Source organism: Allobosea sp. RAF48 (assembly GCF_052114025.1).
In the GTDB taxonomy this organism is placed as follows: Bacteria; Pseudomonadota; Alphaproteobacteria; order Rhizobiales; family Beijerinckiaceae; genus Allobosea.
Genome location: NZ_JBFRDZ010000007.1, coordinates 90,286 through 116,350, shown reverse-complemented (window position 1 = coordinate 116,350; position 26,065 = coordinate 90,286). Strand labels below are relative to the sequence as shown.

At 66.2% G+C, this 26,065-nt stretch carries 21 protein-coding genes; 5 read left to right on the top strand and 16 right to left on the bottom strand.

Translation table 11 applies throughout. From position 1 onward, the window contains the following. Positions 1-41: 41 nt before the first annotated feature. Positions 42-3,083 (bottom strand): DNA polymerase I, encoded by a 3,042-nt coding sequence (gene polA / locus AB4Z10_RS15090; protein ID WP_441471202.1) that lies wholly within the window; start codon positions 3,081-3,083, stop codon positions 42-44. A gap of 188 nt (positions 3,084-3,271) precedes the next feature. After that, entirely contained in the window at positions 3,272-4,210 is a 939-nt protein-coding gene (locus AB4Z10_RS15085) for an aldo/keto reductase (RefSeq protein WP_441471201.1), read from the bottom strand. Between the two features lie 200 nt (positions 4,211-4,410). Here AB4Z10_RS15085 and AB4Z10_RS15080 point away from each other — a divergent pair, with 200 nt between their 5' ends. Beyond that, on the top strand, positions 4,411-5,250 hold the full coding sequence (locus tag AB4Z10_RS15080) for a universal stress protein (RefSeq protein WP_441471200.1): 840 nt from the start codon (positions 4,411-4,413) through the stop codon (positions 5,248-5,250). A gap of 54 nt (positions 5,251-5,304) precedes the next feature. On the opposite strand, the gene typA is transcribed toward AB4Z10_RS15080, so the two are convergent. Further along, on the bottom strand, positions 5,305-7,128 hold the full coding sequence (gene typA / locus AB4Z10_RS15075) for a translational GTPase TypA (RefSeq protein WP_441471199.1): 1,824 nt from the start codon (positions 7,126-7,128) through the stop codon (positions 5,305-5,307). Positions 7,129-7,281: 153 nt separating this feature from the next. Continuing rightward, the gene (locus tag AB4Z10_RS15070) at positions 7,282-8,568 is read right to left on the bottom strand and encodes a TAXI family TRAP transporter solute-binding subunit (protein WP_441471198.1); all 1,287 of its coding nucleotides are present in this window, start codon (positions 8,566-8,568) and stop codon (positions 7,282-7,284) included. 114 nt (positions 8,569-8,682) lie between these two features. On the opposite strand from AB4Z10_RS15070, the gene AB4Z10_RS15065 reads away from it, so the two are divergent. The 3 genes from AB4Z10_RS15065 (at position 8,683) to AB4Z10_RS15055 (ending at position 12,659) form a co-directional block, all read left to right on the top strand. Further along, the gene (locus tag AB4Z10_RS15065; protein ID WP_441471197.1) at positions 8,683-9,366 is read left to right on the top strand and encodes a phosphoribosylanthranilate isomerase; all 684 of its coding nucleotides are present in this window, start codon (positions 8,683-8,685) and stop codon (positions 9,364-9,366) included. Continuing rightward, positions 9,363-10,580: a tryptophan synthase subunit beta gene (gene trpB, locus AB4Z10_RS15060; RefSeq protein WP_441471196.1), complete on the top strand. Its 1,218-nt coding sequence runs from the start codon at positions 9,363-9,365 to the stop codon at positions 10,578-10,580. Before AB4Z10_RS15065 ends, trpB begins: the two co-directional genes overlap by 4 nt. A gap of 255 nt (positions 10,581-10,835) precedes the next feature. Beyond that, on the top strand, positions 10,836-12,659 hold the full coding sequence (locus tag AB4Z10_RS15055; RefSeq protein ID WP_441471195.1) for a glycosyltransferase family 2 protein: 1,824 nt from the start codon (positions 10,836-10,838) through the stop codon (positions 12,657-12,659). Here AB4Z10_RS15055 and AB4Z10_RS15050 read toward each other — a convergent pair. From AB4Z10_RS15050 to AB4Z10_RS15020, 7 genes are all read right to left on the bottom strand, one after another. After that, positions 12,566-13,162, bottom strand: a complete 597-nt coding sequence (locus AB4Z10_RS15050; RefSeq protein ID WP_441471194.1) for an SCO family protein — start codon at positions 13,160-13,162, stop codon at positions 12,566-12,568. The two genes, AB4Z10_RS15055 and AB4Z10_RS15050, sit on opposite strands and share 94 nt — an antisense overlap. Positions 13,163-13,263: 101 nt before the next feature. Then, positions 13,264-13,440 carry a hypothetical protein gene (locus AB4Z10_RS15045; protein WP_441471193.1) on the bottom strand — a complete coding sequence of 59 codons (177 nt, stop codon included), beginning with the start codon at positions 13,438-13,440 and terminating at the stop codon, positions 13,264-13,266. A 279-nt stretch (positions 13,441-13,719) separates the two neighbouring features. Beyond that, positions 13,720-15,153 (bottom strand): amidohydrolase family protein, encoded by a 1,434-nt coding sequence (locus AB4Z10_RS15040; protein ID WP_441471192.1) that lies wholly within the window; start codon positions 15,151-15,153, stop codon positions 13,720-13,722. A 71-nt stretch (positions 15,154-15,224) separates the two neighbouring features. Further along, positions 15,225-16,814 carry an ABC transporter substrate-binding protein gene (locus AB4Z10_RS15035; protein ID WP_441471191.1) on the bottom strand — a complete coding sequence of 530 codons (1,590 nt, stop codon included), beginning with the start codon at positions 16,812-16,814 and terminating at the stop codon, positions 15,225-15,227. A 43-nt stretch (positions 16,815-16,857) separates the two neighbouring features. After that, a complete protein-coding gene (locus AB4Z10_RS15030) occupies positions 16,858-17,769 on the bottom strand; it encodes an ABC transporter permease (RefSeq protein WP_441471190.1) in 912 nt (303 codons plus the stop codon). Beyond that, complete coding sequence (locus tag AB4Z10_RS15025) at positions 17,769-18,710, bottom strand: ABC transporter permease (RefSeq protein WP_441471189.1); 942 nt, start codon at positions 18,708-18,710, stop codon at positions 17,769-17,771. The genes AB4Z10_RS15030 and AB4Z10_RS15025 overlap by 1 nt, the downstream gene beginning before the upstream one ends. A gap of 15 nt (positions 18,711-18,725) precedes the next feature. Continuing rightward, on the bottom strand, positions 18,726-20,372 hold the full coding sequence (locus AB4Z10_RS15020) for an amidohydrolase (RefSeq protein WP_441471188.1): 1,647 nt from the start codon (positions 20,370-20,372) through the stop codon (positions 18,726-18,728). Between the two features lie 324 nt (positions 20,373-20,696). Here AB4Z10_RS15020 and AB4Z10_RS15015 point away from each other — a divergent pair, with 324 nt between their 5' ends. Beyond that, complete coding sequence (locus AB4Z10_RS15015) at positions 20,697-21,275, top strand: cupin domain-containing protein (protein ID WP_441471187.1); 579 nt, start codon at positions 20,697-20,699, stop codon at positions 21,273-21,275. A gap of 27 nt (positions 21,276-21,302) precedes the next feature. Here the strand turns inward: AB4Z10_RS15015 and tam are convergent, their stop codons facing one another. Genes tam through AB4Z10_RS14990 form a run of 5 tightly spaced genes read right to left on the bottom strand, consistent with a single transcriptional unit; the run spans position 21,303 to position 25,870 of the window. Next, positions 21,303-22,088, bottom strand: coding sequence for a trans-aconitate 2-methyltransferase (gene tam, locus AB4Z10_RS15010; protein ID WP_441471186.1), 786 nt, complete (start codon positions 22,086-22,088; stop codon positions 21,303-21,305). Next, positions 22,085-22,864 carry a class I SAM-dependent methyltransferase gene (locus tag AB4Z10_RS15005; RefSeq protein WP_441471185.1) on the bottom strand — a complete coding sequence of 260 codons (780 nt, stop codon included), beginning with the start codon at positions 22,862-22,864 and terminating at the stop codon, positions 22,085-22,087. The genes tam and AB4Z10_RS15005 overlap by 4 nt, the downstream gene beginning before the upstream one ends. A 3-nt stretch (positions 22,865-22,867) precedes the next feature. Beyond that, positions 22,868-23,653, bottom strand: coding sequence for an ABC transporter ATP-binding protein (locus AB4Z10_RS15000; RefSeq protein WP_441471184.1), 786 nt, complete (start codon positions 23,651-23,653; stop codon positions 22,868-22,870). A gap of 3 nt (positions 23,654-23,656) precedes the next feature. Beyond that, on the bottom strand, positions 23,657-24,718 hold the full coding sequence (locus AB4Z10_RS14995) for a FecCD family ABC transporter permease (RefSeq protein WP_441471183.1): 1,062 nt from the start codon (positions 24,716-24,718) through the stop codon (positions 23,657-23,659). A gap of 15 nt (positions 24,719-24,733) precedes the next feature. Further along, positions 24,734-25,870, bottom strand: coding sequence for an ABC transporter substrate-binding protein (locus AB4Z10_RS14990; protein ID WP_441471182.1), 1,137 nt, complete (start codon positions 25,868-25,870; stop codon positions 24,734-24,736). Between the last annotated feature and the right edge of the window lie 195 nt (positions 25,871-26,065).

Genomic DNA, 26,065 nt, shown 5'->3' with positions numbered 1-26,065 from the left:
GGAGCGTCAACGCGGGAAGGATCGGCGGGGTTCCGGCAGGCTCAATGCGCCTCGTCCCAGTTGCCGGCGGCGCGGGCCTCGACCGCGAGCGGCACCCTGAGCTGCACGGCCGGATGCGGGGCATCGACCATCACCTTCTCGATGATCGGCAGGGTCTTGGCGACCTCCTCCTCCGGCACCTCGAAGACGAGTTCGTCATGCACCTGCAGCAGCATGCGGGCATTGAGCCGGTTCGCGGTCAGAGCGGCATCCATCCGGGTCATCGCCCGGCGGATGATGTCGGAGGCCGAGCCCTGGATCGGAGCGTTGATCGCCTGGCGCTCGACGAAGGCGCGCTCCGACGGGTTCTTCGAGGAAACCGCCGGGAAATGACAGACGCGGCCGAAGATCGTGGTGACCTGACCATGGGCGCGCACATGGGTCTTGGTCTGGTCCATGTAGTCGCGGATGCCGGGGAAGCGCTCGAAATATTTGCGGATATAGGCGCTCGCCTCCTCGCGGCCGATGCCGAGCTGGTTGGCGAGGCCAAAGGCCGAGATGCCATATATGATGCCGAAATTGATCGCCTTGGCGCGACGGCGCACCTCGCTGGGCATGCCCTCGACGGGAACGCCGAACATCTCGGAAGCCGTCATCGCGTGGATGTCGATGCCATCGGCGAAAGCCTGCCGGAGCTGGGGTATCTCCGCGATATGGGCGAGCAGGCGCAGTTCGATCTGGCTGTAGTCGGCCGAGACCAGCTTGAAGCCCCTCTCCGGGACAAAGGCCGTCCTGATCTTGCGGCCGGCCTCGGTGCGGATCGGGATGTTCTGGAGATTGGGTTCGGACGAGGAGAGCCGGCCCGTCGTGGTCGCCGCCAGCGCATAGGAGGTGTGGACCCGGTTGGTCTGCGGGTTCACATAGCCCGGCAGCGAATCCGTATAGGTCGATTTCAACTTGGCGAGCTGGCGCCACTCCAGGATCTTGGAGGGCAGCGGATGGCCCTGCTCGGCGAGATCCTCCAGCACGCCCGCGCCCGTCGCCCATTGGCCGGTCGCGGTCTTCTTGGCGCCTGCAAGCCCCATCTTGCCGAACAGGATGTCGCCGAGCTGCTTCGGGCTGCCGATGGTGAACTTCTCGCCGGCGACCTCGTAGATCTCGTCCTCCAGCCGCGCCAGCCCCTGCGCGAAGTCGCCGGAGAGGCGTGAGAGGATCTGCCGGTCGATGGCGATGCCGCGCGACTCCATGGCGGCGAGTACGGCGACCATCGGCCGCTCCAGCACCTCGTAGACGGCGGTCTTCTTTTCCGCAGCCAGGCGCGGCTTCAGCGCAAGCCAGAGGCGGAGCGTAACGTCGGCATCCTCGGCGGCATAGTCGGTCGCCTTGTCGAGCGGCACCTTGTCGAAGGTGATCTGCGACTTTCCGCTTCCAGCGACCTGCGCATAGGGGATCGTCTCGTGGCCGAGATGCAGCTCCGAAAGCTTGTCCATGCCGTGGCTGTTGGTACCGGCATCGAGCGCATAGGAGATCAGCATCGTATCCTCGATCGGGGACACGGTGAGGCCATGGCGTTCCAGAACCAGCAGATCGTATTTGATGTTCTGGCCGATCTTGAGCACGCTCTTATCGGCAAGCAGGGGCTTCAGCGCCGCGACGGCCTGCGCAAGCGGAACCTGCTCGGGCAGCAGCCCCTCGTCGAAGAGCCCGCCATCACCGGCACGGTGCTGGAGCGGGATATAGCAGGCGCGGCCGGGCGCGACGGCGAGCGAGATGCCGACGAGATCGGCCTGCATCGCATCGAGCGAGTTCGTCTCGGTGTCGAGAGCGACATGGCCGGCCTCATAGGCCCAGCCGATCCAGCGTTCGAGATCGGCCAGCGTGCGCACGCATTCGTATTTGGAGCGGTCGATCTTGGCCGCGATCGCCTCGTTCTTGCGGGACGCGGCAAGATCGGCCGGCTTCATCCAGCCGGCTTCGCCTCCGGTCGCCTCCGGCAGGGTGGCGGTCGGAGAAGGCGCGACGGGCGTGGTGGCCGAAACCGCGTCCTCGATGGCGTCGGCGCCGGCATAGAGCGCCTTGAGCTCGGCCGCGCGCGAGCCGCCCGGGGCCAATGCCGGATCGGCGTCGATGGCGCCGATATCGGCCTCATAGGCCTCAGCGACGCGCTTGGTGATGGTGGTGAACTCCATCGCCTTGAGGAAGGCGACGAGCTTGGCCGGATCGGGCTGCTCTAGCGTCAGATGCTCTAGCGGCGTCTCGACTTTGACGTCGTCGACGAGGCTGACGAGCTTGTGCGAGATGCGGACCTTCTCGATCACCTCGGGATTGGTCAGCGTCTCCCGGCGCTTCGGCTGCTTGATCTCGCCGGCGCGCGCAAGCAGGGTTTCGAGATCGCCATATTCGCCGATGAGCTGTGCCGCGGTCTTGATGCCGATGCCGGGCGCGCCCGGCACATTGTCGGTGGCATCGCCCGCGAGCGCCTGCACATCCGTGACCTTGTCAGGCGTGACGCCGAAATACTCGACGACCTCGGGCTCGCCGATGCGGCGCTCGGCGCGGAAGCCCGCGCCCTTCTTCTGATCGCCCGAGGCGGGGTCGTACATCGCGACGCCCGGCCGCACGAGCTGCATCAGGTCCTTGTCGGCCGAGACGATGAGGACTTCTGCGCCGGCCTCACGGGCCTGCTTGGCATAGGTCGCGATCAGGTCGTCGGCCTCGTAGACGTCCTGCTCGACCGGGATCAGCCCGAAGGCGCGCACCGCCTCGCGCATCAGCGGGAACTGGGGAATGAGATCAGCAGGAGGCTCGGAGCGATTGCCCTTGTAGGCCGGGTAGATCGCCTTGCGGAAGGAGTTCTCCGACTTGTCGAAGACGATGGCGAGATGGGTCGGCCTGACCCCGAGCACGCCCTCGCGCACGAACTGGAACAGCTTCGTCGCAAAGAGCCGGACCGCACCGGAGGGCAGCCCGTCCGAGCGGGCATTGTATTTCCGGTCCTGATTGATCGACTGGAAATAGGCGCGGAAAATGAAGTTCGAGCCATCGACCAGGAAGAGGTGGTCGCCGGGCTTCAGGGCGGGGGCGGTCGTGGCTGCATCGCTCATGGCGCGGACCATAAGCGGGCGGGCGCGGCCGGTCCATGGCGATGGCGCCCCGGTGTGCACGAAGCTGTCAGGAATGGCGGCGCCCAAACCGTCATGCTCGGGCTTGACCCGAGCATCTCTTTGACCAGTGCACGCTTGTCCCGAGATTCTCGGGTCCGCGCGACGCGCGGCCCGAGAATGACCGCAAGTTACTTCACGATCGCGTCGATCTCCGCCAATTCCTCGGCGCTCAGCGCCCAGTCGGCTGCCTTGACGTTCGCCGCGACCTGCTCCGGCTTGGTCGCGCCGGCGATGACGCTGGAGACGACCGGCTGCGCCGCCAGCCATGAGAAGGCGAGCTCGACGAGGGTATGACCCCGCGCCTCGGCGAAGGTCGTCAGCCCCTCGATCCTGCGCCAGTTATCCTCGCTGAAGATTTCATCGGCGCGCTGCGGCAGCTTGGTCAGGCGGGCACCTTCCGGCATCGCCGCGCCACGCTTGTACTTGCCGGTCAGCGCGCCGTTGGCGAGCGGAAAATAGGGCAGCAGGCCCATGCCGTAATGGGCGATGGCCGGGATCAGGTCCTTCTCGGCGCCGCGCTTCAGCAGGCTGTATTCGTCCTGCGCCGAAGCGAAGCCGGGAATGCCGAGGTCGCGCGCCGTCCATTGCGCATCGGCAACCTGCCAGGCGACGACGTTCGAGCAGCCGACATAGCGGACCTTGCCCTGGCGGACGAGATCGTCGAGGGCGCGCAGCGTCTCCTCGATCGGAGTCAGCGGGTCAGGCCGATGAAGCTGGTAGAGGTCGAGCCAGTCGGTCTTCAGGCGCCGCAGCGAATCCTCGACCGCGTTCATGATGTAGCGGCGCGAACCACCCTTCTTCACGCCCTCGGCATCCATCTCCATGCCGAACTTGCTCGCCAGCACGATCTGCTTGCGTCGCGCGCCCAGCACCTCGCCAAGCGCGGTTTCGGAGCCGCCGCGCTCGCCATAGATATCGGCCGTGTCGAAGAGCGTGATGCCGTGCTCGATCGCGGCATCGACGACCTTCCGGGTCGCATCGAGATCAATACGGCCACCGAAATTGTTACAGCCGAGCCCGACGAGCGAGACGCGCAGGCCCGAGCGGCCGAGATTGCGGAATTGCATGGCAGTGATCCTCCTCCGGAAGCCGCACACAGGATCAGAGCCGGGACAGGCCGACAAGCGCAGCCTCCGTCATCCTCGCACTGCACCGGGCGCAGGGCGGAATCATCGGCCGCGGCAACGTATTTGACCCAGCGCAAGGCGCGGACACAATGATCGGGCGAGCCTATGTCCCAGCGACTGCGAACCAGCCGGAGATCCCAATGGCCCCGTCGATCAAGAGTATCTTCACCGCCTATACCGAGGAAGGCCAAGGCGAGCAGGACTACGCGCTCGGCTACGCCCTGTCACTCGCTCAGCAGGCTAGCGCGCATCTGACAATCCAGGCTGCCGCGATGCGTTATGCCATACCGGCCTCCCTCGTCGGAGACTTCGGCGTGGCTTTCGTCACCGCCGAGAACCGCCGCATCGGCGTTCTGGCGGAGCGTTTTGCCGAACTCGCGCGGACCAGCGCCGGCCTTGCCGGGGTGACCAGCACGATCGAGACGCCGCAGCTCGTCTACGCCGAGCTCAGCGACCGGCTCGTCAGCCAGGCCCGCGTCCACGACCTCAGCGTGCTCGATCTGGAGAAGGATGCCGCCGAGCGCGACCGGGGCCTGATCGAAGCCGCGCTGTTCGACAGCGGCCGGCCGGTGATCATCGTGCCGCCGGGTTCCGAGACCTTCGCTGCCCGGCGCATCCTGATCGCCTGGGACGGCAGTGCGGGCGCGGCCCGCGCGGTTGCGGAAACCCGCCCGTTCCTGAAAGGCGCCGAGGTCGAGATTCTCTGCGTCACCGGCGAGAAGGATCTGTCGCGCTTGGTCGCCGGGGCGGAACTGGCGCCGCATCTGGCACGGCACGGCGCTTCCGTGACCGTTCGAAACGTCGCTGTGAGCGGAAACAATGACGTGGCCGAGACGATCCGGCAGGCAGCAACGGATTTCCGCGCCGATCTGATCGTCTGCGGCGCCTACAAGCACTCGCGGCTGCGCGAATGGCTGCTCGGCGGCGTCACGCAGTCGCTGCTGAAATCGACGCCACTGCCGCTGTTGATGAGCCGCTGAGGCAAGGTCGCCGGCAACCGCACTGGGTCAAGCGCAGGCTGCCGGCGATCCTGTTCAGGCCACTTCGGCCTTCTGCTTCTGCGAGCGCTTGCGGTCGTTCGGGTCGAGGATCGCCTTGCGCAGGCGGATCGACTTCGGGGTAACCTCGACGAGCTCGTCGTCGTCGATCCAGGCCAGCGAACGCTCCAGCGTCATCCGGATCGGCGGAGTCAGGCGAACCGCCTCGTCCTTCGACGTCGTGCGGATGTTGGTGAGCTTCTTGCCCTTCAGGACGTTCACCTCGAGATCGTTCTCGCGGGTGTGCTCGCCGACGATCATGCCCTGATAGACCTTCCAGCCGGGCTCGATCATCATCGGGCCGCGGTCCTCGAGGTTCCACAGCGCGTAGGCCACGGCCTCGCCGGTCTCCATCGCGATCAGCACGCCGTTGCGGCGCCCGCCGATCTCGCCCTTGTAGGGCAGGTAGTCATGGAACAGCCGGTTCATGATCGCGGTGCCGCGCGTGTCGGTCAGCAATTCGCCCTGATAGCCGATCAGGCCGCGGGTCGGGGCGTGGAAGACGAGACGCAGGCGATTGCCGCCGGAGGGACGCATCTCCAGCATGTCGGCCTTGCGCTCCGACATCTTCTGCACGACGACGCCGGAATGCTCCTCGTCGACGTCGATCACGACTTCCTCGATCGGCTCCAGGAGCTGGCCGTCCTCGCCGCGCTTCAGCACGACGCGGGGACGGGAGACGCCGAGCTCGAAGCCCTCGCGGCGCATGGTCTCGATCAGGATCGCGAGCTGCAATTCGCCGCGGCCGGAAACGATGTAGCTGTCCTTGTCGGAGGCTTCCTCGATCTTCAGCGCGACATTGCCCTCGGCCTCCTTGAACAGGCGGTCGCGGATGACGCGGGTGGTGACCTTGTCGCCCTCGGTGCCGGCGAGCGGGGAATCGTTGACCATGAAGGTCATCGACACCGTCGGCGGATCGATCGGCTGCGCCTTGATCGGAGTCTCGACGCTAGGGTCGCAGAAGGTGTCGGCGACGGAGCCCTTCACCAGGCCCGCGATCGAGACGATGTCGCCGGCGACGGCCTCCTCGATCGGCTGGCGCTCCAGCCCGCGGAAGGCGAGAATCTTCGAGATGCGGCCGGTCTCGACGGTCGAGCCGTCACCGGAGAGCACCTTCACGGTCTGGTTCGGCTTGGCCGTGCCCGAAGTGACGCGGCCGGTGATGATGCGGCCGAGATAGGGGTTGGCTTCCAGCAGCGTGCCGATCATGCGGAACGGGCCTTCCTCGACCGTCGGCTCCGGCACGTGCTTCAGGATGAGGTCGTACATCGGCGCCAGGCCCTGGTCCTGCGGGCCTTCCGGCGAATGAGCCATCCAGCCCTGCTTGCCCGAGCCGTAGAGGATCGGGAAGTCGAGCTGCTCGTCGGTTGCGTCGAGCGCGGCGAAGAGGTCGAAGACCTCGTTGATGACTTCGGTGGTGCGGGCGTCGGGCTTGTCGACCTTGTTGATCGCGACGATCGGGCGAAGGCCGAGCTTCAGCGCCTTGGAGACCACGAACTTGGTCTGCGGCATCGGGCCTTCGGCCGCATCGACCAGCACGATGGCCGAGTCGACCATATTCAGGATGCGCTCGACCTCGCCGCCGAAATCGGCGTGGCCGGGGGTGTCGACGATGTTGATGCGCGTATCCTTCCAGACGACCGAGGTCGCCTTGGCCAGGATGGTGATGCCGCGCTCCTTCTCGAGGTCGTTGGAGTCCATCACGCGCTCGATGACGCGCTGGTTGTCGCGGTAGGTGCCGGACTGCTGCAGCAGCTTGTCGACGAGCGTGGTCTTGCCGTGGTCGACGTGCGCGATGATGGCGATATTGCGCATGGACATGCGGGTAGGGCCTTGCTTTCAAGGCCACGAGCCGGTCAGGTTCGAAGCCCTGCCGGCGCAGCCTGTTTCACGTGAATCTGGAATTCGTTGCGCTGCACATAAACGTTGGAAGGCGTTTCGGCAACCGTTCAGGCTGCCGAAAGGTGAGCGCGTTTAGTCTTCGGCCAAAGCCCGCTGCCGTTCGGCCACGGCCCGCCCGACCTGATCGATGGCAAGCCGGTAGGCGGCCAGAGCGGCAGTGTCGAGGTCGCCCTTGGCATAGTCGGCGAGTACGCGGGTCAGGATCTGGTCCGCCTCGCTCCCCAGCCGGGCGAGTTCCGCCTCGTCCTCGCAGGAGCGGATCACGGTAAGCAGCTCCAACAGCTCGTCGAGGCCCGACATGGCGCGGCGGCGGCGGTTGGCGCTCTCGCGGCTCAGCAGCGCGGCTCCGCCCGTGCCGACCGCGGAGAGAACCATCGCGCCGATATAGAACCAGTCGCCATAGCGATCGAAGAAGCTCTCCTGCTCGCCGTCGATATAGGCGGCCGCGCCCGAGTGAACCGGCAACGGCGCGTCCTTGTCGGTGGAGGGGGTCTCCAATGCCTGCACGGCCGGTACCTCCGTCGCCAATGTCAGCCTCAGGCCGAGGATGTCCTTGGTCAGTTCGCCGACGAGATTGTCGTCGAGATTCTGTGAGGCGACGAGCCGCGAGGTGATCGAGATGGTCTGCAGGCTCTCGGCCGGCCGGGGCGGGTCGCCGCCCAGCGCGCCGCGGACGATCTCGCCGGATTCGATCGCGCGATAGTGAGCGGCCAGCGCGTCGGCCTCGCGGACGGGGATCAGGACCGGGTCCTCGCCCCAGGCCTCGCGCAGCCGGCGCAAACCGTCATTGTTGGTGTGCGAACCGACGGCATTGATCGAAAAAAACACCTCGATGCGCTGCTCCTTCACCGCCGGGATCACCTCGTCGGGCAACAGGGCGACGATCTCGACGTCCTCGGGCCGAACCTCGTACTGCGCCAGGACGCGCTTGAGCAGGACGAGATTCCCCGCTGGATTGCGGATCACGCCGACCTTGCGGCCGCGCAGATCGGCGATGCGGCCGACGGCGCTCTCTTTGGTCGTAATGAAGAAAGGAAAGGTCCGCCGGGTGATCAGCACCGTGTCGGCGGTCGAGGGCATGGCGATGTCGGCCCGCAGCATGGCGAGATCGGCCTGTCCGGCATCGATTTTCTTCGCGCTGTCCTCGGAACCTTCCGTCAGGATGAGGCGCAGGCGGATGGCGGCCTTGTCGCGGTTGAGCCCCTGGACGAAGGCGGCCGCCATGCGCGCGTCCTCGGAGCCGAGGGGGCCGACAGCCAGGCGCAGCGTACGCGGCTGGCTGACATAGTAAAACACCGCCGCGGCGAGGCCGGACATGGCGAGCAAACCCGCCAGAACCGCCAGACCGCGCCTGCCCATGCCCAGCCGGACCAATCCTTGCCCCCTTCTTCGCCCCGTTCAGCATGACTTCCTTCGCCATCATGTCGCAAGTACGGCATGCACCGGCGAACGGACCGTGCTAAACGCCGCGCCATGTCCAATGGTTCGCCCTTCCTGATCAAGATCTGTGGTCTCTCGACGCCCGAGACGCTGGAAGCTGCGCTCGCGGCCGGCGCCGACATGATCGGGCTCAATTTCCACCCGAAGAGCCCGCGCTACGTCACGCTGGAGCGGGCCAAAGAATTGGCGGCGATCGCCCGCGGAAGGACCGAGATCGTGGCGCTCGTCGTCGACTGGAGCGAGCAGCAGGCAGCGGAGCTCGTCGAGGCGCTGAAGCCCGACTGGTTCCAGTTCCACGGCCGCGAGACTCCCGAGCAGACCGCGGCGCTGCGCCGTGCCGTTCGCCGGCCGGTGATGAAGGCGCTCGGCATCGCCACGGCCGAAGACCTCAAGGCCGTCGCGACCTATCGCGATGCCGCCGACCTCATCCTGCTCGACGCCAAGCCGCCGAAGGACGCCGCCTTCCCCGGCGGGCACGGCAAACCCTTCGACTGGAGCCTGCTCGCCGGCATCGACCGTTCCCAGCGCTTCATGCTATCGGGCGGGCTCGATCCGGCGAATGTCGCCGAGGCGATCCAGGTGACCCGTCCGGCCGGTGTCGACGTATCATCAGGCGTCGAAAGCGCGCCGGGGGTCAAGGACCCGGCCCGGATCGCGGAATTCATCGCGGCGGCCCGCAAGGCCGCTGCGGCAATACAGGAAGGCTCGAGCGCATGAACGCCCCCTCCCACCCGAACAGCTACCGCAACGGCCCGGACGAGAACGGCCGCTTCGGGATTTTCGGCGGCCGCTTCGTCGCCGAGACGCTGATGCCGCTCATCCTCGAGCTGGAGCAGGCCTATAACGAAGCCAAGGCCGATCCGGCCTATCACGCCGAGATGGCCCATGGGCTCAAGCACTATGTCGGCCGCCCGTCGCCGCTCTATTTCGCAGAGCGCCTGACCGAGCACTTCGGCGGGGCGAAGGTCTACCTCAAGCGCGAGGAACTGAACCACACCGGTTCGCACAAGGTGAACAACGTGCTCGGCCAGATCCTGCTGGCGCGGCGCATGGGCAAGAAGCGCATCATCGCCGAGACCGGCGCCGGGCAGCACGGCGTCGCGACCGCGACGCTTTGCGCCCGCTACGGCCTCGAATGCATCGTCTATATGGGCGCGGTCGACGTCGCCCGGCAGGCGCCGAACGTGTTCCGCATGCAGATGCTCGGCGCCACCGTCGTGCCGGTCGAATCCGGCACCAAGACGCTGAAGGACGCGATGAACGAGGCGCTGCGCGACTGGGTGACCAATGTCGCGACGACCTTCTACTGCATCGGCACGGTCGCCGGCCCCCATCCCTATCCGGCGATGGTGCGCGACTTCCAGTCGATCATCGGCAAGGAGACGCGCGAGCAGATGCAGGAAGCCGAAGGCCGCCTGCCGGATTCGCTGATCGCCTGCATCGGCGGCGGCTCGAATGCGATGGGGCTGTTCCACCCCTTCCTCGACGACCCATCCGTCGAGATCTACGGCGTCGAGGCCGCCGGCCACGGCATCCCGAGCGGTTTGCACGCGGCATCGCTGAGTGGCGGGCGCCCCGGCGTGCTGCACGGCAACCGCACCTTCCTGCTGATGGACAATGACGGGCAGATCAAGGACGCCCACTCGATCTCGGCCGGGCTCGACTATCCCGGCATCGGCCCGGAGCATTCCTGGCTGCACGATGTCGGCCGGGTGACGTACCTCTCGGCCACCGACGAGGAGGCGCTCGAGGCGTTCCAGCTGATCTCGCGGCTGGAAGGCATCATTCCGGCGCTGGAATCGGCCCACGCGCTCGCCCGCGTCGCCGAGCTCGCCCCGCAGAAGCCGAAGGACCATCTGATGGTCGTCAACCTGTCCGGCCGCGGCGACAAGGATATCCCGCAGGTTGCGGAGATCCTGGCGGCGCGCTGATCGCCGCCGGGAACACCCGACATTCTTGCCCCGAAGCCCTCGACTCCCGGCATATAATCAGCAACCATGGGTTGCTCTGGCGCGCCCGCGCCGAGGTTATTGCTTAGGGTGAGACCGGGGCCATTGGGGGGCAGCGGTAGCGACAGTCGTTCGAGCGATCCCGGACCCGCGGCTGCGGGTTTGCCGGTCGAGATCGCTTTTCTCGCACGGCACGGTGTGGACCCTTCCGCGCTGACGCACGCGGCCGAGCACGCCATGCGCAACCGCACCGATCCCGCGCGCGAGGCCATGGCGCTCGGCCTGATTGACGAAGCCGGTTTCTACCGTGCGTTGGCGGACGAGATGGGCTTGCCGTTCCAATACACGCCCCCGTCACTGCTGCCGGGTGGCAGATATCGCGCGATGCTGCGCCAGGGCATCGCGCCCACGCTGGAAGGGGCCTCGCTCCGCACCGTACTCGCCCCGGAAGGGCCGGCACTGCGCCGGATGATCGAGGCCGGCCCACGACGGCGCGACAATATCGCGGTGACGACACCGCGCCGCTTCGCCGAGGCCTTGCGCCGTTCAAACGCCGGGGAGCTGGCGCGTCATGCGGCCGGCCTCGACGAGGCCGGGCTCGCCCGCGACAGTGCCCGCACCGGCGCCAGCCGCGGCCAGGTGATCGCAGCCGGCATCGGCCTCGCCGCAGCAGCGATCGGCAGTGTCATCGCGCCGCTCGAAACCTTCTTTGCCTTCGCCCTGCTGCTCGGGCCGCTCTTTCTCGGCCTCATTCTGCTGCGCCTCGCGACCACGATCGAACGCGCGACACCCGATCTCTGGGCAAGCCATCGCTGGCGCATCGACGATGCGCGCCTGCCGATCTACACCGTCGCCGTGCCCATGTACCGCGAAGAGGCGGTCCTGCAGCAATTGACCGATGCGCTCTGCGCCCTCGACTACCCGCCCGCCAAGCTCGATATCCGCCTGCTGATCGAAGAGGACGATGCCGGCATGCGGGCGGCGCTGGCCAAGATGTCGCTGCCATCCCAGTTCATTGTGACGGTCGTGCCGCCCGGCGCCCCGCGCACCAAGCCGCGGGCGCTCAATATCGCCCTGCTCGAGGCCCGTGGCTCGTTCTTCACCATCTTCGATGCCGAGGATATTCCCGACCGGCAGCAATTGCGCATGGCGGCGGCACGCTTTCTCAGCGGACCACCGGACCTCGCCTGCCTGCAGGCGCGACTCGTCATCGACCATGCCGAGGAAGGCACGCTCCCCGGGCTCTTCGCGCTCGAATACGCCGGGCTCTTCGAGGTGCTCAATCCCGGCCTGCTGCAGTTCCAGCTGCCGATCATGCTGGGCGGCACCTCGAACCATTTCCGGACGGAGGTGCTGCGCGCCGTCGGTGGCTGGGATGCCTGGAACGTCACCGAGGATGCCGATCTCGGCATGCGCCTCGTGCGCGCCGGCTATCGCATCGGTGATCTGCCGTCGATCACGCGCGAGGAAGCACCTCTCTCTATCCCGGCCTGGCTCAAGCAGCGCTCGCGCTGGATCAAGGGTTACATCCAGACGCTGGTGACGCATTCGCGCGAGCCGATCCGGCTCCTGCGCGAAGCGGGTATCGGCGCGACATTCGCCTTCCTGTCGCTGGCCTTCGGCACGGTCGCCACCGCGCTGGGCTATCCAGTCTTCGCCGTCGCCGCATTGCTCGCCTGTTGGGACGGATCGCTGTTCGCGCCGGAGAGTGCTCTCGCGACCGTCACCTCGACGATCGCGCTCTGCGTCTGGCTATTGGGCAGCGTCGCACTCTTCGCGCCGCCGGCCGTCGGCGCGCTCCGCCGCGGCTCGCCCGGTCTGCTCCTGCTGGTGCCGCTGCTACCGCTCTATTATGCGCTGGTCTCGGTCGCGGCCTGGATGGCGCTCTACGACTACTTCAACCGGCGCTTCGTCTGGAACAAGACCGAGCACGGGCTGGCACGCCGGCGTGCACCCGTTGAAACCTGCTACGAGTGCCGCAACCATTCCGCCGCGGCCTGCGCCGGAGGTTGCTCGATGTTGAAGGCACCGATGAAGCTGCCGTCCTTGCCCATCAGATAGACCAAAGCGGTGTGATCCATCGTGTAGTCCCCGTCCTTCAGCGGCACCTTCTTGGCGTAGGCGCGGTAGGCTTTGATCACGGCGTCGACCGCAGGCCGATCGCCGCTCAAGCCGACGATGCGCGAATCGAAGGAGGCGAGATAGCTCTTCATCGTCTCCGGCGTGTCGCGCTCGGGATCGACGGTGATGAACAGCGCCTTGAGCTGCTTGGCCTTGTCGCCGTCACCAGCGGCGCGCAGCGCCTCGGAAATCTCGAAGAGCTTGGTCGGGCAGACGTCCGGGCAATGGGTGAAGCCGAAGAAGACCAGGAAGGGCGAGCCGCGCAGATCGGCGTCCGAGAGCGGCTTGCCGTCCTGCGTCGTGAGGGTGAAGGGGCCGCCGACGCTGGCCGTGCCGGTGCCACCGCCCTGGCGGCCGGGAGAGAAGGTGAGGATCGCGGCAGCCGCCAGCGCAAGCGCACCGGCAAGGAACACGACGAGGGGCAGGACGATGCGGCGATTCACGGAGAGCTTCCCGACGGAGCGGCGCGGTGGCCGCTATGCTTTGGATGATGGTCATGCATCGGCTGGTTCAGAAAACCGGTTCCCACTTTTCGGGCCGATGCCTAGAAGCAAGCGACGATGGCGGCGATGAGCCCGTCGGTGAAAAGCCGGTCCCCCTCGCGCCACCACAGCAGCAACCCGGCCAGCAGCAGGCCAAAGAAGCCGCCGCCGAGCAACAGGAGTCCGTTGCGGCTCGAAGAGCCCGCCTCGGCTTGCGCTGTCGGATCCACCTGCACCATTCCAACATCCTATCGCCACGCGACCTCGTCCGAAAGCGGGCGGCGTGACGCAGGGACTAACGATGCGGCGATGCGCCTTGGAGCGCGATTAATTCCTGGAACCGCGGTGTCATTCCGGGGCTTCGCGTCAGCGAAGAGCCCCGAAGCCAGAACACTGTCGAGCGTCATTCTCGGGCGAAGCAAAGCGCAGACCCGAGAATCTCTTGCAGGAAATGGCTCTGAGACTTCTCCTTCATGAGATGCTCGGGTCAAGCCCGAGCATGACGGCGGAGGTTCCGCTTATTTCACCGGGAAGGTGAGCGGGGAATAGTCCGTCACCGGGCGCTTGACCCAGTCATTGCCGGGCGCTGCGGCTTCGGTTCGCTTCTGGGCCTCGTGGAGCCGCAGCGCCGCAGCGGGATAGTCCATCGTCAGCACGGTGCCGTCGCGCACGACGAGCTTGCCGTCGACATAGACCCGGTCGACGGCGCGCTCTGCGGCGGCATAGACCATGCTGCGCACGGGGTCGCGGCGCGGCTGCATCATCGGGTGCTTGAGGTCGACCATGACGAGGTCGGCCTTGCAGCCCGCTTCCAGGCGCCCGATGTCATCGCGGCCGAGCGCGGCGGCGCCGGCCGTGGTCGCGGCCTCGAAGATGTCGGTGGTGGTCAGGGTGCGCGGATTCTCCGCCATCATGCGGGCGACATAGCCGACATGGCGCATCTCCTCGAGCATGTTGTGCGGATAGGTGTCGGTGCCCAGGCCGATCCTGACACCGGCGCGGCGATAGCGGCCGAAATCGTCGAGGGCGATGCCGCGGCGCATGAAGACCGTCGGGCAATGGGCGACCATCGTGCCGGTCTCGGCCAGCAGCGCGAGGTCGCGCCGGCTGTGCCAGGCGACGCGCGGGTAATCGTCGAGGAAGATGCCGTGGCCGACGATGCTGGTTTTGCCGAGCACGCCGAGCTTCTCCAGCCACTGGATCGGCGTCACGCCATGGCGGCGAGTGATCTCGTGGAACTCGACTGTCGATTGCGCCGCGTGGATCTGCCAGGGCAGGCCGCGACGCTTCGCTTCAGCATAGCTGTCCTTGATCAGGCCCTCGCTGCAGGTGTCGATCTGCGAAGGAGAGACCATCGCGAAGAGCCGGCCGGACGGATGCTTCTGCGCCCGCTCGATGACCGCGAAAGCCTGCTCCATGGCCGCGACGCCGGCCTTCTCGTCCCACTCGTATTCGACGACATGGCCGTTCTTGGTGTACCAGCGGGCCGACCGGAACATCGGCGATAGGCAGACGCGCAGGCCGCTATCGGCGGCGAGGTCCAGCCAGCCGGGATGAGCGACCGACATGTCGGCGAGCGTGGTGACGCCGGAGAGCAAAAGTTCAGAGTAGGCGACCTGCACGCAATCGGGCACCGCCTCGGCGTCCGGCCGCAGGATCGGCATGAACTCGTAGAGCGAGGAATTATAGAGCGCAGGCGAGCCAAGCTCGTCGAGGAAGCCCTTGTTCAGCGCCTCGCTCGAGGGATGCGAATGGATGTTGACGAGACCGGGCATGACCATGCGGCCACTTCCGTCGACGGTCTCGTCGGCCTGCCCCTCATAGCGAGCACCGACATAGCGCAGCGTGCCGTCCTCGAAGGCGACATCGGCTCCGTGCAGATAGACATGCCGGGAGGCTTCCGCGTCCCAGGCGACAACGATTTCGGCGTTCTTGATGACCGTGATCGTCATGACGTTTCCTCCCTAGCAGTTAGACATGGAAAAAGCGCCGCGCGGCCTGGGCCACGCGGCGCTGAGGAAGCTTAGCGCTTCAGCTTGATGTCGAGGCCCTTGTAGAGGCCCGCGCCGTAGATGCCGTGGGCGCGTGCGCCCTCGACACGGTCGCCCGCGACCACCCAGAGCGGCTGCGAGGCCAGCGGCACCCAGACATTCGCCTCGGTGAGCTGGGTCTGGACCGCGCCGATCGCCTGCTTGCGCTTGTCGGCATCGACGGCGGTCGCCGCAGTCTTGAGCAACTCGTCCGTCTTCGGGTCCTTCCAGTTCATCCGGTTCGGCGTCGGGGCCTGGCGGCTGGCGAAGTAGAGGTTCAGCGCCTCGGTCGCCGTCACATAGGGGTAGGACATGTAGAAGGCGTCGAATTCCTGCGTCGCCAGCTTGCCCCAGGCGACGGTGGCATCCCAGAGCTGGATCTTCAGGTCGATGCCGACCTTGCGCAGATCGGCCTGCATCGCCTCCGAGATGCGCGGGTTCACGTCGTTGCGGATGCCGTAAACGACGAAGGTCGCCTTCTGGCCGTCCTTCTCTCGGATGCCGTCGGAGCCCGGCTTCCAGCCGGCCGCTTCCAGCACCTTGATGGCGCCGGCGGCGTCATGCTTGGGCATCTTGCCGGCCGAATCCTTGTCGTAGTCGAGCACGGCCGGGTTGAGCAGCGAAGGCAGCGCGGTGCCCTTGCCGAAGAAGATCGCCTTGGCGATGGCCTGCTTGTCGACGGCCATGTTGACCGCTTCGCGGATCGCCGCGTCCTTCGAGACGGGCTTGTCGACCTTGAAGCCCATGAAGATGTCGTAGATGTAGTTTTCCTGCCGCTGCACCGTCATGCCCGGGATGCGCTGCATCGTGTCGAGCGCGATATAGGGCATGTAATAGGTCACGTCGGCCTGCTTGGCCTGGATCGCGGCCATCAGCGTGTTCGACTCGGGAATGACCTTCCAGACGATCTCGTCGATCTGCGGCTTCGGGTCCTTGTAGATCGGCGGGCCCCAGCTGTAGTGCGGGTTCTTCTTGAGGACGAGCTCCTGGCGCGGGGTCCATTTCGACCAGCAATACGGGCCGGTTCCGTTGAAGCCCTGCACGCCGAAGTTCGGGCCGAGCTTCTCGACCGTGTTCTTGTCGACGACAGAGGCGAAGGACAGCGCCATCTGGAACAGCAGGTCGCTGTAGGGCTCCTTGAGCTCGTAGATCAGCGTGGAATCGCCGTCGGCGCGGATGTCCTTGACCGGACCGCCACGGAAGGAGACCGGCGACTTGTTGGCGGGGTCGGTCCAGCGCTTCAGCGAATAGACGACGTCGTCGATCGTCATCGGGCGGCCGTCGCAGAACTTGACGTCGTTGCGCAGCTTGAAGGTGTAGGTCATGCCGTCCGGCGAGACCGTCCAGCTGTTGGCGAGACCCGGCTTGATCGTCTTCATGTCGAAGTCGACCGTCACCAGCGTATCCGCCATCATGTAGAGCACCTCGGCAGCGGCCGTGGCGGTGGTGCGGATCGGGTCGTAATTGTCGGCGTCGATCACGCGCAGGATCGAGAGCGGCGCCTTCTGCTGCGCGACCGCCGGCAGGGCGGCGAACGTCGCCACGGCGGCGCCGGCCAGAAGCAGGGTGGAGAGTTTGGTCATCGAGCTGGTCCCCTTTTGACGTTTCTTGGGCGGTATGAGCGGCTTACTTCCGCAGCTTCGGATCGAGAGCGTCCCGCAGCGCATCGCCGAGGACGTTGAAGGCGAGCACGACCGCGAAGATCACGAGGCTCGGCAGGACCGAGACATGCGGCGCGAAAAACAGGAAGTTGCGGCCGTCGGCGGCCATGGCTCCCAGCTCGGCGGTCGGCGGTTGCGCGCCGAGCCCGAGGAAGGAGAGCGCCGCGCCGAGCAGGATGACCTGGCCGAAGCGCAGGGTGACGAAGACGAACATCGCCGAGAGGCAGTTCGGCAGAACGTAGCGCAGAATGATGCGCAGATCGCTGAGGCCCAGCGAGCGGGCCGCCTCGATATAGCCCTGCTGCAGCACCACCAGCGCCGAACCGCGCACGACGCGCGCCATCAGCGGCACGGTCGCGATCGAAAGCGCGATGATGACCGCTGTCAGCCCGGGGCCGAAGATCGCCGCGATGGCGAGGCCGAACAGGATGGCCGGAAAGGACAGCAGCACGTCCATCAGGCGCATCAGGACGCCCGAGAGCTTCGGGTAATAGGCGGCAGCGAAACCGATCACGCCACCGATCACACAGCCGAAGATCACCGAGGCACCGCCCATGAGCAGCGTCGTCCTGAGGCCGAAGAGCAGGCGGGTGATCATGTCGCGCCCCTGCCCGTCCGTGCCGAGCAGCCCGGCCTCGCCCGGCGGCTTCAACGTGTTGGCGAGATCGTTGCCGTAAGGATCGGTCGGGGCGAGCCAGGGGGCGAACACCGCACAGAGGATAGCGAGGACGACCAGGCCGAGAGCGATGCAGGCGCCGACATCGGACAGCAGCATCCTGAGGACCGTCTTCCGGCGGACGGGCGTGGCGGCGGCGACGCTCACGGCGGCTTCCACCGCCTTGGCACCGGGCAGGAGAGCGCTTTTGGCGGAACTCATCAGGCGCCCCTCACACGCGGATCGAGCACGGCGTAGAGGACGTCCACCGCGAGATTGACCAGGATGAAGCCGAGCGACAACACGATGATCGTGCCCTGCGCCATCGGCAGGTCGCTCGACAGGATGGCACCGACGGCGAGCCGGCCGATGCCCGGCCACGAGAACACGGTTTCCGTGACGACGGCGCCGCCGAGCAGGAAGCCGATCTGCAGGCCGATCAGGGTGACGACCGGCACCAACGCGTTGCGCAAGGTGTGCCTGATCAACACGACCCATTCAGCCAGCCCCTTGGCGCGGGCGGTGCGGACATGGTCGGCGCCGAGCTCGTCGAGCACCGAGGTACGGGTCATGCGCGCGACCGGGCCGACAAAGACGCCCCCCAGCGTGAGTGCCGGCAGGATGACGCCCTGAATACCTTCCCAGGTCCAGAGCGGACCGGTGCGGCCGGTGAAGGGCAGGATCGGATATTTGAAGCCGAAGAGCCAGATCAGCCCGAGGCCGAGGAAGAAGACCGGCAGCGAGACGCCGGCGACCGAGACCGCCATGATCGCGCGGTCAATGAGCGAACCGCGGAAATAGGCGCCGAGCGTGCCGAGCAGCATGCCCAGCGGAATGGCCCAGACCAGCGAGGCGAACATCAATTCGAGCGTCGGGCCGATGGTGTTGCCGAGCTCCTGCACGACGGGGACGTTGTTGATGATGGAAACGCCAAGATCGCCCTGCGCCAGGCGCCCGATATAGATCACGAATTGCTTCCAGAGCGGCTGGTCGAGTCCCAGTTCCTGGCGGATGGCCTGAACGACATCCTGGGTCGCAGTCGGGCCGGCGCGCACCTGCGCCGGATCTGTCGGCACGACCTGCATCAGCAGGAAGCCGATCAGCAGCACGCCGAGCAGGACCGGAACGACCAGCAGCAGCCTTTGCAGCGTATGTCGGAGCATGAAGAGGTTCCCGGCTTATTGAGCGGCAGCCGCGAGCTGGCCGTGCCGGTCGAAGACGACCTCGCCGCCGAGCAGCGTCAGGTCGCAGCGCACCTCGTTCTCGACCTGCTCGACCGGAACCGAGAAGATGTCGTGCGAGAGCACAGCGATGTCGGCGAGCTGTCCGGGGACAAGACGGCCGAGCTTGTCCTCGGCGAACTGGGTGTAGGCGCCGAGCAGCGTATAGGCATGCACCGCCTCTTCCATGCTCAGCTTTTCGGCGCCGCCGATCTCGGTGTGGCGCTTGGTCTGGCGGGTGACCATGGTGAAAAGGTTCTTGAACGGGTCGGTGGCGCAGACCGGGGCATCCGAGCTCGCCGCGGCATGGAGCCCGCCATCGAGCCATTTGCGCATCGGATAGGAGGCGCCGGCGCGGGCCTCGCCGAGATTGATCACGTAGAGATCACCGAACTCGTAGATGAAGGCCGGCTGCGGCACCGGATCGATGCCGGCTGCCGCCATGCGGGCGAGCTGACCACCGGTCAGGAAGCCGCAATGCTCGATGCGGTGGCGCCGCCCGCGGATCGGATGCTCGGCGCTGTCGGCTTTTTCGATGCCCGAGAGCACCTGCTCGATCGCGGCGTCGCCGATCGCGTGGATGGCGAGCTGGTAGCCGAGCTTGTGATAATGCGCGAGATAGCGATGCATATCTTCGTCGGAATAGATGAAGATGCCGCGGTTATCGGGATCGCCGACGAGGTAGGGCTCGCTCATCGCCGCGGTCAGGCCGCCGGCGCTACCGTCTCCGAACACCTTCATCGCGCCGTAGCGCAGCAGGCCGGTCTCGCGGCCGAAGCGGTAGCCGGCGGCGTAAGCCTCGTCACCGATGCCGTCGGCATTGCCGTAGATGCAGACCCAGGTCCTGACCGGCAGCGTGCCGGCGCGGGCGAGCTCCTCATAGGCCTCGATCTCGGCCATGCCCGCGCCCATGCCGACGCCTGCATCCATCACGCTGGTGAAGCCCTGCGCGAGCATGTAGTGCCCGGCCTTCTCGATCGCCGCCTTCAGCTCGGCGACGCTAGCCTGCGGCATCGCCTCGACGATCAGCCGCATCGCGCTCTCCGCCAGCAGGCCGGTGAGCTTGTTGTCGCGCCGCTCGATCAGGCCGCCGGCCGGGCTCGGCGTGTTGTGGCCGATGCCTGCAGCCGCCATGGCACGGCTGTTGACGACGCCGACATGGCCGCAAGTGCGCTTGATGTAGACGGGATTGTCCGGGGCGATACGGTCGAGCTCCTCGGCCGTGGGATGACGCCCCTCGGCGAGTTCGTTGTGGTCGTAGCCGCGACCGATCACCCATTCGCCGGGCTTCTTGCCCTTGGCGGCGGCGGCAACGCGGCGCAGAACCTCGCCGATGCTGTTGACGCCTTCCTCGGGGCGCAGATTGACCTCGCTCATGGCGAGGCCGAGCGGCAGCAGATGCATATGCGCGTCGTTGAGACCGGGAATGGCGACGCGACCGGCGAGATCGACGACCTTGGTGCCAGGCCCCTGAAGCGCGGCGATCTCCGCCGCCGATCCCGCCGCCAGCACCTTGCCGCCAGCGATCGCCAGGGCTTCCGCGAAGCCTTCCGCCAAGCCGCAGAAGATGCGGCCATTCAACAAAACGGTTTCGGCTTGCGTCATCGCCCCTGCTTACCCTGTTTTCTCTGTTGAATTCTCGCCGCAGGCATTGGCAAATAGGCAGTATTCGGCAAGCATCGACCGTCGCGCGAAAGCGAGATATCGCTTCCACGCAGCCCTATCGGAGGGGATTGGGATTTTAGTCTGGACGGTACGTTCTGATCGCGAAAACTATTCCACTCCGCCTGATCCCCATGACACAATTTTCTTATTGGCTTTCGGGCAGCATTGCTCAGAATATTGAGCATGGCAAGGGCCGTCGAGCAGGCGCGCCCTGCATGACGCGCAAAAAAGACAAGGCGCGCGAAACGGGGAGGCGGAGCAGCGATGAGCTTTGATGTCGGCGGAAGGCTGAAGGAAATCAGGCTCGCGGCCGGACTTTCCCAGCGCGAACTGGCCGCCCGCTCGGGCGTCACGCATAGCCTGATCTCGCTGATCGAGCAGAATCGGAACAGCCCGTCGGTCGCCTCGCTGCGCAAGATCCTCGACGGCATCCCGATGAGCATGGTGAATTTTTTTGACGAGGCCCGGACCCCGAAGGACAAGGTCTTCTTCGAGGCCCCGGACCTGCTCGATCTCACCTCGCGGCTGCATCAGGTCAATGGCGGCGAAAGCCGGGGGCAGATGTCCTTCCGCCAGGTCGGCGACGCGCAGGCGCACAACCTGCAGATCCTGCACGAATCCTACGAGCCCGGCGCCGATACGGGAATCGCGATGCTGAAGCACGATTCGCATGAGGGCGGGGTGGTGCTGTCGGGCGAACTCGAAGTCTCCGTCGGCGACCAGATCAAGGTGCTGATGCCGGGCGACGCCTATCTCTTCGACAGCCGCGTTCCGCATCGCTTCCGCAACATCGGCACGGAGCGCTGCATCGTCGTCAGCGCCTGCACGCCGCCCTATCTCTAGGTAGCACCGCCTTCGGCGCGTAGCGCTTCAGCCCTCGCGAACCGCGACGATGAACAGGCGCGGGAAGCGCAGCAGCACCTTGCCGTCGCTCTCGACCGGATAGGCCGGCGCGATGCGCTCCAGATAGCGCGCCATGAAAGGCTCTCGCTCCTCGGCGGTCAGCCGGTCGAGATAGGGCTTGAGGCCCGTGCTCTTGAACCATTCGGCGATGGCCTCGACGCCGGCGAGCGCATGCACATAGGTCGTCTGCCAGATGTCGACCCGGCATCCGGCAGCCATCAACCAGCGGCGGTAATCCCCGAAGGAGCCGATTGCAGAGCGCTCCGCCTTGGCGGTGGCGAGCCGCTCTGCCCACGGCCCTTCCGCGGCGACCTCGCGCATCGCGACATGCGAAGGTTCCGCGAGATTGTTCGGCATCTGCACGGCGAGGCAACCGCCCGGCTTGAGCGAGCGCGCCAGCCGCGGAAACAGGCCTTCATGGTCGGGCAGCCATTGCAGCACGGCATTGGCGAAGACCAGGTCGTAACCGGCGGCGTCGGACCAGGTCGCGACATCGCCCAGCACGAAGGACAGGTCCGGCAGGCGCTTGCGCGCCTTCTCCAGCATGTCCGGCGAGGAATCGAGCCCCTGGGTAAGGGCATCGGGAAACCGCTGCGCGACCAGTTCGGTGCTGTTGCCGGGGCCGCAGCCGAGATCGATGCAGCGCTGTGGAGCGCTAAGCGGCACGCGGGCGAGGAGGTCGATCGAGGGGCGTGTCCGCTCGTCCTCGAAGCGCAGATATTGCGCGGCATCCCAGTCGGGCTTTGCAGTCATGCGGGAGGCTTTCGGGCAAGCAGGGCGAAACGGGTCGAGGAAGCCAGCCGGATCGCGTCGTGCAGCGGGGCGGCCCTCTGCTGCTCGCGAACGACCTGGATATAGTCAGCCGGCACGATATCGACGAAGCCTGCAGCCTTCAGCATATCCTCGAGACGCTGCCGGCTAAGACCATCCTTGAAGTAGAAGCGCTTGGTGATCGAGGCATGGGTGTCCGCATCGATCTGATGGACGGGCGCACCGCGCCTGTCGCGCAGCCAGTTGCCGAAGCGATTGACCAGCGCCTGCCAGCGCGTGCGGTTCACCCAGTCACCGTCGATCACCAGCAGGCGGCCACCGGGGCGCAGGACGCGGAACCACTCGCTCAGAGCCGCTTCCGGATCGGTCAGCGTCCAGACGAGATGGCGGGTGATCGCCGCATCATAGCTGGCCTCGTCGTCGAGCAGATGCTCGGCATCGCCGAGCCGGAAGCGTGCCGCCTTGCCATGCTTGGCGCGGGCGCGCTCCAGCATCGCCTCGGAGAAGTCGAGCGCCGTGACGCGGTGCTTGAGCGAGAGCAGCGCGCGGGTGATTTCCCCGGTGCCGCAGGCGAGGTCGAGCACATCGAGCGGTGCCGGGCCGAAGGAATCGCGAATCAGGCGCTGGAACGCCTGCAGCTCCCGGTCGGATTTGATCGCATGGCCGAAGGAGAGATCGAAGCTCTCGGCACGCGACGACCAATAGGCCCGGATCTCTTCCTTCAGGGTGAAATTGTCGTGCGAAGCGGGAGCGGACATGGCTCAATGGACCTGGATATAGGGCTCGACCAGAAGCGTGCCGCGGGCCGAATGCTCCAGATGCACACCCACGGCATATGTCTCCGAAACCGCCGGATGCGCAAGCACCTCGACCGGCGCGCCGGCCTGGGCGATGCGCCCGCCATTCATGACGAGGACACGGTCGGCAAAGCGTGCCGCGAGCGAGAGATCGTGGATGGCCACGACGGTGACGATGCCGCGCCTGCGGGTCGCCTCGCGAATCGTCGCCATGACGTCGAGCTGACGGCGGACATCGAGCGCGCTCGTCGGCTCGTCGAGCAGCAGCACGTCGGGCTCGCGCACCAGCGCCTGGCCGATCGCCGCAAGCTGGCGTTGGCCTCCGGAGAGCGTGGCGATGTCACGCGAGGCGAAGGGAGCGAGACCCAGCTCCGCAATCACCGCCTCGACGGCGCGCATGTCCTCGGAGGAGGCCGCGAGAGCAAACCCGCGATGCAGGCTCTTGCGGGCGAGCAGGATGATGTCGAAGACCGACAGCGCGACGCGCGCCTCGGTATTCTGCGCGAGATAGAAGACCTTGCGCGCACGTTCCCGTGCCGGAACCATCGCCAGATCGCGATCATCGAGCTTGACCATGCCTGCCTGCGGGGCAAGCAGGCCAGCCGCGCAGCGGAACAGCGTCGACTTGCCCGAGCCGTTCGGACCGACCAATGCGGCCAGTTCGCCGCGTGGCAACTCGCCGGTGCCGAGCCCTTGCAGCACGGGCGTGGCGCCATAGCGGAAATCGAGATCGCGGATGAGCAGCGCCACGGCTCAGGCTCCCCTGTTGCGGATCGACATGACCAAGCTGAAGAAGAAAGGCACGCCGATCAGCGCTGTGATGATGCCGATCGGATAGATCACGCCGGGCGTGATCGCCTTCGACACGCTGGAGGCGAGCGAAAGCAGGACCGCGCTCGCGATCGTCGCGACGGGCAGGAAAAAGCGCTGGTCCTCCCCGACCAGGAGCCGCGCGATATGCGGCCCGACGAGCCCGATGAAGCCGATGCCGCCGACGAAGGAGACCGAAACGGCGGCCAGCAGCGATGTCGCGATCAGGATCTCCAGCCGCAGCCGATCGACGCGGACGCCGAGGCTCTCCGCCCGGTCGTCGCCGAGCCGGAGCGCGGTGAGCGCCCAGCCGCGCATCAGGAAGAAGGGCAACGCCAGCGCGATCAGCAGCGCTGCGACACCGACCTTGCCCCAGGTGGCGCGGGCGAGGCTGCCCAGCGTCCAGAACACGATCTGGGTAAGCTGGACCTCATTCGAGCGGTACTGCAGCAGTGCCGTGAAGGCGTTGCAGGTGAAGAGCAGCGCGATGCCGACCAGGATCATCGTCTCGGCGCTGACGCCGCGCAGCTTGGTCATGAAGAACAGCACGAGCGAAGCGGAGAGTGCGAAGACGAAGGCATTCGCCGTGACGATGAAGGGGCCGGCGCCGGGCACGACGCTCCAGCCGAAGACGATCGCCACGGAGGCGCCAACCGTCGCCGCGGCGGAGACCCCGAGCGTGAAGGGATCGGCCAGCGGATTGGCGAGGATGGTCTGCATGCCCGCCCCGCTCAGGCCGAGCATGGCGCCGACGGCGAGCGCCATCAGCGCGATCGGCAGGCGCAGATCCCAGACGATGACGGACAATCGCGGCGAGGCCGATTGCGGGTCGACGAGCGTGCGCAGCACATCGGCGAGCGGCAGGTTGCCGGGCCCGATCGAGACGTCGAGCGCCACCGCAAAGAGCAACACCAGCACGCCGAGCAGAACGAGCTTCAGGCGCTTCGCGTTGCGCTTGCGGTAATCCGCGGTCGCGGTCGCCGCCACGGGCAGGACTGCCGTCATCGCTTCAGGCCGCGATCATTGGAGCTTGGCCCAGAAGACGCCGGAATAGGAGATCGGCAGGAATTTCTCATGGAATTCCTTGAACACCGCCTCCGGATCGATGTCCTTGAACAGGTCCGGATAGAGCTCCTTGGCCATGGCGAGCTCGGCGACGAAGTAATAGGGCGCGTCGTAGAACTGGTGGTAGAAGGCCATCACCTTCTTGCCCTGCACTGCCTTGAGCTGCTGGAAGCCAGGCCGCTGCATCAGCGCCGACATTTCCTTCTGCACCTTCTCGGGGGTGGCGTCATAGCCGAGGCTGACGGCGTTGCTTCCGGGATTGCTGCCGTACCAGTTGGCGCCCGTCAGGAAATAGACATCCGGGTTGTCGGTGAGCACCTTCTCCTGCGCGGCTTCGGCCTGGAAAGCTGAGAAGTACTGGCTGCCCCAGTTGCGCCCGCCGGCTTCCTCGATGAAGCGGCCGAAGTTGAAGGGACCGAAGGTGGCGCAGCAGGGCAGGAGCCCGGCAGCCCGCTCGACGAAAACCATCGGCTTCTTCTTGTCGGGGATGGAGCCGACACGCGCATAGATGCGGCGGGTCTGGCGGAGATAATAGTCGGTGAAGGCGGCCGCCTCCTTCTCGCGGCCGAGGACGCGGCCCAGCAGCTGCACGCTCGGCAGCACGTTCTGGGTCGGATCCTGGCGGAAATCGACGAAGATCGTGGCGATGCCGGCCTTCTCGAGCTTGCCGAGCAGGCCCGTCTCCTGCGCCTTGAAGTAGTTGGAGAGGTCGAGGATGTAGACCTCGGTGCCGAGCGCGGCGATCTTCTCCATGCTGACATCGGCGGCATAGGGGTTGCCCATGTCGGCGACGTCCTTCGCCTTCGGGAACTTCGCCAGATATTTCTGCCAGGCACCGGGATCGTTCTGGATCAGGTCGTTGCCCCAGCCGACGACGCGCTTGAACGGGTCGTCGCGGTCCAGCATCGCCAGCGTGTAGAGCTGGCGGCCCTCGCTCAGCACGATCTTCGACGGATCGCGCGTGACGTTGACGACGCGCCCGGCGAGATCAGTGACCTCGATCGTCTCGGCGCGGGCGGACGGTGCGGAGAACACCGCCAAAGCCAATGCGGCAGCAGGAAGAAGGCGCGTCAGGCGGGACAGAGCGAACATGATAGCCGACCGGATCGAGAAAAGCGCTTCGCGCTAACACAATCCTCCGGCAGTAGACAAAGCAAATCTGCATATTTTAATTATTCTAAAGAAATGAATACTGCAGTTTTCTTGTAAACGGACAACATCCGATCGCGGAACATTAGGTTCGAAAAACATCCCGCGCTCACCGAAGACCAGAGCTCCATGCTTGCC

Bases quoted from the DNA above. Each gene is read 5' to 3' on its own strand.
- trpB (WP_441471196.1), top strand. From the start codon at position 9,363: ATGAACGCCCCCTCCCACCCGAACAGCTACCGCAACGGCCCGGACGAG.
- AB4Z10_RS14990 (WP_441471182.1), bottom strand. From the start codon at position 25,870: ATGTTCGCTCTGTCCCGCCTGACGCGCCTTCTTCCTGCTGCCGCATTG.
- tam (WP_441471186.1), bottom strand. From the start codon at position 22,088: ATGACTGCAAAGCCCGACTGGGATGCCGCGCAATATCTGCGCTTCGAG.
- AB4Z10_RS15055 (WP_441471195.1), top strand. From the start codon at position 10,836: ATGCGCAACCGCACCGATCCCGCGCGCGAGGCCATGGCGCTCGGCCTG.
- AB4Z10_RS15070 (WP_441471198.1), bottom strand. From the start codon at position 8,568: ATGGGCAGGCGCGGTCTGGCGGTTCTGGCGGGTTTGCTCGCCATGTCC.
- AB4Z10_RS15020 (WP_441471188.1), bottom strand. From the start codon at position 20,372: ATGACGCAAGCCGAAACCGTTTTGTTGAATGGCCGCATCTTCTGCGGC.
- AB4Z10_RS15015 (WP_441471187.1), top strand. From the start codon at position 20,697: ATGAGCTTTGATGTCGGCGGAAGGCTGAAGGAAATCAGGCTCGCGGCC.
- typA (WP_441471199.1), bottom strand. From the start codon at position 7,128: ATGTCCATGCGCAATATCGCCATCATCGCGCACGTCGACCACGGCAAG.
- AB4Z10_RS15065 (WP_441471197.1), top strand. From the start codon at position 8,683: ATGTCCAATGGTTCGCCCTTCCTGATCAAGATCTGTGGTCTCTCGACG.
- AB4Z10_RS15025 (WP_441471189.1), bottom strand. From the start codon at position 18,710: ATGCTCCGACATACGCTGCAAAGGCTGCTGCTGGTCGTTCCGGTCCTG.
- polA (WP_441471202.1), bottom strand. From the start codon at position 3,083: ATGAGCGATGCAGCCACGACCGCCCCCGCCCTGAAGCCCGGCGACCAC.
- AB4Z10_RS15045 (WP_441471193.1), bottom strand. From the start codon at position 13,440: ATGGTGCAGGTGGATCCGACAGCGCAAGCCGAGGCGGGCTCTTCGAGC.
- AB4Z10_RS15005 (WP_441471185.1), bottom strand. From the start codon at position 22,864: ATGTCCGCTCCCGCTTCGCACGACAATTTCACCCTGAAGGAAGAGATC.
- AB4Z10_RS14995 (WP_441471183.1), bottom strand. From the start codon at position 24,718: ATGACGGCAGTCCTGCCCGTGGCGGCGACCGCGACCGCGGATTACCGC.
- AB4Z10_RS15085 (WP_441471201.1), bottom strand. From the start codon at position 4,210: ATGCAATTCCGCAATCTCGGCCGCTCGGGCCTGCGCGTCTCGCTCGTC.
- AB4Z10_RS15035 (WP_441471191.1), bottom strand. From the start codon at position 16,814: ATGACCAAACTCTCCACCCTGCTTCTGGCCGGCGCCGCCGTGGCGACG.
- AB4Z10_RS15030 (WP_441471190.1), bottom strand. From the start codon at position 17,769: ATGAGTTCCGCCAAAAGCGCTCTCCTGCCCGGTGCCAAGGCGGTGGAA.
- AB4Z10_RS15080 (WP_441471200.1), top strand. From the start codon at position 4,411: ATGGCCCCGTCGATCAAGAGTATCTTCACCGCCTATACCGAGGAAGGC.
- AB4Z10_RS15040 (WP_441471192.1), bottom strand. From the start codon at position 15,153: ATGACGATCACGGTCATCAAGAACGCCGAAATCGTTGTCGCCTGGGAC.